Genomic DNA, 5,052 nt, shown 5'->3' with positions numbered 1-5,052 from the left:
CTGGAGGAGAATCCTGACCGGGAGGTCCGGGGGCGGCTGGAGGTCGAGGAACTCGGGGCTCGTGCCCGTGACCTGCTCCCAGCCGGTCAGCTCCGTCCAGAAGGCGACCTCCGCGGCATAGGCGTCCGGCGGGACGTCCAGGCACACCTGGTCCAGGAGGCTGAGGGCGCCGCCCGGCGCGCGGGCCGGGGCCGGGGGGGAACCCTCGCCCGCCCACGGGACCAGGCAGAACGCCTGGCCGCCCGGCGAGCGCAGGACGGCGAGGCCGGACTCCGCGTGGACCGGGGTGGCGCCGAGCCGCCGGGCGAGGCGGGCCGTGGCCGTGAGGTCGTCCACCGCCAGGTCGAGGTGGGCGCCGCCCGCCCCGGCCACCGCCTGCGCCTTCAGGCACGCGTCGGCGGAGCCGTCCGGCAGCAGCGTCACGAACTCGCCGTCGGGTCCCCGGGGCGTGGACAGGCGGGTCCCGGTGACCTCGGTCCAGAAGGCGCACGCGCGGGCGAAGCCGTCGCGCGGCCGGTCGATGAAGGCGTACACCCAGCGGATCATGGTTCAGCCCGTCGCGTCCAGGAGGGCCAGCTCGTGCAGGCGGTCCGGCGGTCCAGGGCGGGCGTAGTACCAGCCCTGGGCCGTGTCGCAGCCCAGTTCGCGGAGCTGGTCCGCCTGGTGGCCCGTCTCGACGCCCTCCACCGTGACCGCCAGGTCCAGGCTGTGGGCCAGCGCCACGATGCCCTCGACGATCTTCAGGTCGACCGGGTCGGCGGGGAAGTGCTGCATGCCCTGGGTGAACGAACGGTCCAGCTTGAGCACGCTGACCGGCAGCCGGCGCAGGTTGGCGAGGTTGGAGTACCCCGTGCCGAAGTCGTCGAGGGCGATGTCGACGCCCATCTCGGCGAGCCTGCGCAGCGGCTTGAGCAGGTCGTCGTCCGCCCCTATCAGCGCGGACTCGGTGACCTCCAGGCAAAGCGCGCCCGGCGCGAGGCCCTCGCGCTCCAGGATGTCGACCGTGTCGGCGACCAGGTTGGGGTGGGTGAGCTGCATGGGTGAGAGGTTGACGTTGACCCGCAGCGGCCCGGCGTCGCTGTGCCGGGACTCCCACATCCTTGCCTGGCGCACCGACTCCTCGAGGACCCAGCGGCCGAGCGGCACGATGAGGCCGGTGTGCTCGGCCAGTGGGATGAACCGGTCGGGGCCGATGATGCCGTGCTGCGGGTGCAGCCACCGCACCAGCGCCTCGGCGCCGCGCACACTGCCGTCGCCGAGGTGCACCAGCGGCTGGTACTCGATGAAGAACTCACCGCGCTCCAGGGCCGCGGGCAGCGCGGTGGTCAGCCCGTGCCGGGTGATGGCGCGGGCGTCGGCCTCGGGGTCGGCGAGTTCGTAGCGGTTGCCGCCCGCCGACTTCGCGCGGTACATCGTGATGTCGGCGCTGCGCAGCACCTCGGCGGCGCCGCGCTCGCCCGCGGGGCCCTCGACGATGCCGATGCTGCCGCGCACGGTCAGCTCGCGGCCGTCCACGCGGACCGGAGTGGCGAGGGCGTGCATGATGCGGCCCGCGAGCTCGTCGACCTCGGTCTCGGTGTCGGGGCCCGTGGTGAGCGCCACGAACTCGTCGCCGCCGAGGCGGGCCACCATCTCGCCGGGCGCGGTCGCGCAGGACTGGAGGCGGTCGGCGACCTCGACGAGCAGCCGGTCCCCGGCCGCGTGCCCGAGGCTGTCGTTGACGGTCTTGAAGCCGTCGAGGTCGAGGTAGCAGAGCCCGAAACGGGCGTTCTGTCCGGCCGAGAGGGCCTTCTCCAGGCGCTCGAAGAACAGGGTGCGGTTGGGCAGCCCGGTCAGCGCGTCGTGCGTCGCCTCGTACCGCAGGCGCAGGTTGAGCAGGCGGCGCTCGGTGGTGTCCTCCATCAGCGCGAGCTGGTACTGCGGCACCCCGTCCGCGTCGCGCAGCAGCGAAACGGTCAGGTTCGTCCACAGGACCGTGCCGTCGGGGCGGTAGAAGGCCTTCTCCACGCGGTAGTGCTCACGATCGCCGCGCACCAGCTCTTCGTAGAGCCGCCATACGTGGGGCGAGTCGTCGGGGTGGGTCCACTCCCCCACGTTGCGCCCGCGCAGGTGCTGTTCGAGGCCGCCGAACATGCGGATCAGCGCGTCGTTGACCTCCAGGACGGTGCCGTCCAGGTCCGCGATGCCGATGCCGATCGCGGCGCCCTGGAAGACCGCGCGGAAGCGGGCCTCGCTGGCGTGCAGCGCCTCGGCGACCACGCTGCGCGCGCTGAGCGCCGCGCAGGAGATCGCCTCCTGCTCGGCGAGGGTGCGCTCGCGCAGCGCCCTGGCGAAGCCCGCGGCCACGGAGTGCTGGATGCGCGCGCAGCGGGACCGCAGCTCCTCGCGGGGCCCGTCGCCGCCGCAGTACAGCACCAGATAGGCGTCGACGCAGTCCAGCGTACGGCTGAGCGCCTCGGGCTCGGTGCAGTGCGTGCCGACGAGCGCGGCACCGACGGCCTGGCCCTCCGCGGCGTCGAAGACCCGCTCCTGGAGGGCGTCGCGCAAGCGTCGCGCGAGGGGCACCAGTTGCTGTTCGAACTCCGGACGCGTCAGCGACGTCGCCGTGGCGGGGAAGATCGCCCGGCTCCAGATGGTGGCGAACCGGCGCAGTCTTCCCTCGGGTCCGTCCGGCTCGCCGCTCAACGCTTCCGCCCCACGCCCGCGAACCCCGAGAAGGAGTAGGGATCCTCCTCCTCGGGCGCGGTGTCGGGCCGCCAGTGCGGCATCGGCACCAGGCCGGGTTCCACCATGTCGTATCCCTCGAAGAACCGTGCGATCTCATCGCGCGAGCGCATGATCAGCGGATTGCGGATGTCCTTGTATACACCGACCGTCCGGCCGGCCTGCTCGGGGGGAACCGGAATCCCTTCGTACGAGGCGTGGGTGAGGACGATCAGGCTGCCGGGGGCGAGTCCGTCCCGCAGCTCTGCGACCGCCGCACAAGGATCGTACGCGTCCTCGACGAAGTGCAGGACGGCGACGAGCAGAAGAGCCGTCGGACGGCTCAGGTCCAGCAGGGCCCCGACTTCCGGACTGCCCAGAATGTCCTGCGGTTTGCGCAGGTCGGCGGTGATGACCCCGGCCCGGTCGCAGCCGTTGAGGACCGCCTTGCTGTGGGCGACGGCGACCGGGTCGTGGTCGACGTACATCACGCGCGCCTCGTCGCTCGCCCGGCCCGCGACCTCGTGGACGTTGCCGAAGGTGGGGATGCCGGAGCCGATGTCGAGGAACTGCGTGACGCCCTGCTCCACGGCGAAGCGGACCGCGCGCCGCATGAAGGCCCTGTTGGCCTGCATCACCTTCGGCAGGCCCGGCATGAACTCCATGGCCTTGCGGGCCGCCTCCCGATCCACCTCGAAGTTGTGCGAACCGCCCAGGTAGTAGTCGTAGATGCGGGACACGCTGGGCATCGAGATGTCGATGCCCGGCGGGGCCCAGGCGGGACGCTCCATCAAGACTCCAAGGCGTAGGGGGCGCAGGGGGCGATCCGTTGTTCGAGGGTGAGGCTACTGATCGTCCGCCAACGGAGCGAGTCAAAACGGAAATTGGCCGTCCGTTCTCGGTCACTGCCTTTGGCAAGTGCCCTGCGACACACGTACGACCGGCCCGTCCCCTCCTCGTGACGAGGGGGAACGAGCCGGCCGGCCCCGTGGGGGGTCTTACTTGGCGGCACCCACCGGCTTGCCCTCGGGGCTCGCGGCGTACCACGTCCCGCCGACGCCCTGTCCGTTGGTGTCGCCCGGCTTCTTGTCGCCGGAGTAGGTGTAGAGCGGCCAGCAGTCGATCGTCTGCTGCTTGCCGCCGTCCGGGCGGTCGTAGGTCATGTAGCCCTTCTTCTGGATGCCCTCGGCCTCCGCCTTGGGCACGGGGGCGACGGCGGGCCACTTCTCGGCGCAGGCGCCCACGCAGTTGGATTTGATCGGCCAGGCCGAGTCCTTGGTGAAGCGGTAGACGGTCATGCCGTTCCGGTCCACGACGATTTCGCCCAGCTTGGGGTCCTTGCGGATGGAGAGGCCCGCGGGGTCGGCGGGGGCGGTCTCCCCGGGGGCSKSKSCRGCSGCCTTCGCGGACGCCTTCTTGCCGTCGGGGGCCGCCGCGTACCAGGTGCCGCCGACGCCCTGGCCCTTGGCGTCGCCGGGCTTGGTGTCCTTGGCGTACCGGTACATCGGCCAGCCGTCGATGGTGAGCTGCTTGGTGCCGTCGGCCGCGGTGACCTCGCCGAGCAGCGACTCGTCCACGCCGGGCGCGGCCTTCGCCCCGTCGGCGGCGGCGACCGGCCAGGTCTTGAGGCAGGCGGCGTCGCAGTTGGACTTGGGCGGCTGGGCGGTGTCCTTGTCGAAGCGGTAGAGCGTGAAGCCCTCGCTGTCGGTGACGACCCTGCCGAGTTTCTTGCTCTCCCACACCGCGAGTTGGCCTGCGGCCTTGGGCTTCGCGGCCGCGCCCTCGTCGGCGCCGTAGCCGTCGCCCGCGCCGTAACCGTCCTTGGCGGGCGCCTCGTTGCCGACGTTCTGCCCGTTCGGCGACTGGTCGCCCTTCTCCTGGCCGCACGCCGTCGTCAGCGCCAGCAGGGCCGCAGCCGTCGCTACGAGCGAGGCGCCCCGCCAGGCCCGGTGTGTGGGTTGCCGCATCTCTGACTCCCGCTGTCCGCTTGGGTGTTGTGACGCCCTACTGCGTCACACATGGCCCTAGGTACRGGYGCGAGCGGCGGTCGCGCTCMMYGAGCGCCGTCTCCTTCCTTCGGGTCATTCCGGTCCGATCCGGGCGTGCCGTGGCCGCCCGCCGCCCATGCTCTCCGTCGTGCGTGGAACTTATCGAGCCGTACCGCCCCTGGTCACCCGCGTGTTCGCACTCCTGGCGCTGGCGTTGCTGCTCGGCGCCTCGTCGGCCACCGGCGCGGCCGTGGCCGGTGACTGCGCCATCGCGTCCATCGACCAGAGCGGGGGCGCGCCGGGGGGCGACAACTGGGCCGTGGCGGGCGACGGCGCCCACTGCCACACCGGACGCCCGCAC

The 5,052-nt window shown here is 72.2% G+C and carries 5 protein-coding genes; 1 reads left to right on the top strand and 4 read right to left on the bottom strand.

Annotation, left to right across the window (positions count from 1 at the left end; translation table 11 throughout):
• The 4 genes from AB8Z36_RS30930 to AB8Z36_RS30915 form a co-directional block, all read right to left on the bottom strand.
• Positions 1 to 546: VOC family protein (locus tag AB8Z36_RS30930; protein ID WP_369216700.1), on the bottom strand; the 546-nt coding region annotated here is incomplete at its 3' end.
• A gap of 3 nt (positions 547 to 549) precedes the next feature.
• Positions 550 to 2,685: a putative bifunctional diguanylate cyclase/phosphodiesterase gene (locus AB8Z36_RS30925; RefSeq protein ID WP_369216699.1), complete on the bottom strand. Its 2,136-nt coding sequence runs from the start codon at positions 2,683 to 2,685 to the stop codon at positions 550 to 552.
• Entirely contained in the window at positions 2,682 to 3,494 is an 813-nt protein-coding gene (locus AB8Z36_RS30920; RefSeq protein WP_369216698.1) for an SAM-dependent methyltransferase, read from the bottom strand. Before AB8Z36_RS30920 ends, AB8Z36_RS30925 begins: the two co-directional genes overlap by 4 nt.
• A 207-nt stretch (positions 3,495 to 3,701) precedes the next feature.
• A complete protein-coding gene (locus AB8Z36_RS30915; protein WP_369216697.1) occupies positions 3,702 to 4,670 on the bottom strand; it encodes an SCO0930 family lipoprotein in 969 nt (322 codons plus the stop codon).
• 169 nt (positions 4,671 to 4,839) lie between these two features.
• Here AB8Z36_RS30915 and AB8Z36_RS30910 point away from each other — a divergent pair.
• A partial coding sequence (locus AB8Z36_RS30910) for a hypothetical protein (RefSeq protein WP_369216696.1) occupies positions 4,840 to 5,052 on the top strand: 213 nt, incomplete at its 3' end.

The organism is Streptomyces flavofungini (genome assembly GCF_041028215.1).
Taxonomy (GTDB): domain Bacteria; phylum Actinomycetota; class Actinomycetes; order Streptomycetales; family Streptomycetaceae; genus Streptomyces; species Streptomyces flavofungini_B.
The sequence above is the reverse complement of the archived record's forward strand: the minus strand, read 5'-3'. Positions and strand labels throughout refer to the sequence as shown.

What these genes read in the sequence shown, in the direction of transcription:
- AB8Z36_RS30920 (WP_369216698.1), bottom strand. Translation starts at nt 3,494, where the DNA reads ATGGAGCGTCCCGCCTGGGCCCCGCCGGGCATCGACATCTCGATGCCC.